The sequence below is a fragment of the Finegoldia sp. P1-F-LS genome (genome assembly GCF_052932205.1).
Genome location: NZ_JBRFJH010000023.1, coordinates 1 through 1,121, shown reverse-complemented (window position 1 = coordinate 1,121; position 1,121 = coordinate 1). Strand labels below are relative to the sequence as shown.

The following is a 1,121-nucleotide window of genomic DNA, read 5'->3' as shown; positions in this document are numbered from 1 at the left end:
TGATCTGAACCCCAAAATCCGGAATACGGATGGAGGGGTTTTTGTATGCCAAAATATACAAAAGAATTTAAAATAAAATTAGTACTAGAATACTTATCAGGTAAATCTGGAGGCTATAGAATTGTAGCAAAAAAACATGATATTCCTTGGACTACATTAAGAGTATGGATAGATCAATACAAATTTGGTGGCTTCGATAAATTATCTAAAAAGTTAAAAAACAATAAATACACTAGTGAATTTAAGCTATCTGTAATACAATATAGGCAAATCAATCAAACTTCGCTTAGAGAGACTGCTGAGTATTTTGATATCGCTAATGGAGCAATAATTTGTAATTGGGAGAAAAAATACAAAGAAAGTGGTTTATCTGGGCTAGAAGATAACAAAGGAAGGCCTAGAAAAAATATGACCAAATCAAATAAAAAGTCTAAACTAAACACTCCAATAAACGAAAGTGAAAGAGAAGAATTAATAAGACTTAGAGAAGAAAATAGACTTCTTAAAATGAAAATAATATACGAAAAAAAGCTACAAGCCTTGCTCCTGGAAGAGGAAGCAGAAGCAAGGAAAAGACAAAGATAATCCTCAAACTTCTAAAAGAATATCCAAAAAGTAAGATAAGCGAATGGTTAGAAATATCCAATTTACCAAAATCATCATACTATGAATGGAAAATAAAATTAGAAAATCAGATAGATAAAGACAAAGAAGTTAAAGATGAAATTAAAACCATAGTAGAGGCAACAAAAGGTAGATATGGCTATAGAAGAGTAACTATGGTATTAAAAAATAAAGGCTTTAATATCAACCATAAAAAAGTCCTAAGAATAATGAGAGAAGAATCCTTGTTATGTAATAAATTTAAAACTAGATCAAGAAAATACTCATCATACAAAGGAGAAGTAGGAAAAGTAGCAGATAATCTTGTAAAAAGACAATTTACAGCAAGTAAACCAAATGAGTTATGGTTAACGGATGTAACAGAATTTAGAATAAAAGGTGAAGAAAATAAGCTATACCTATCACCAATATTAGATCTATTCAACAGTGAAATAATCAGCTATACACTAAGTAATCACCCAACAATAGAATTAACTAATACAATGCTAGAAAAAGCA

The 1,121-nt window shown here is 29.4% G+C and carries 2 protein-coding genes; both read left to right on the top strand.

Annotated features, from left to right (window positions below; translation table 11 throughout):
- The first annotated feature begins 45 nt into the window (after positions 1 to 45).
- Positions 46 to 585 (top strand): helix-turn-helix domain-containing protein, encoded by a 540-nt coding sequence (locus ACU68Y_RS09010; RefSeq protein WP_002839005.1) that lies wholly within the window; start codon positions 46 to 48, stop codon positions 583 to 585.
- Positions 519 to 1,121 (top strand): IS3 family transposase (locus ACU68Y_RS09005; protein WP_446765341.1); only part of this gene is annotated, 603 nt, incomplete at its 3' end. The genes ACU68Y_RS09010 and ACU68Y_RS09005, both read left to right, overlap by 67 nt.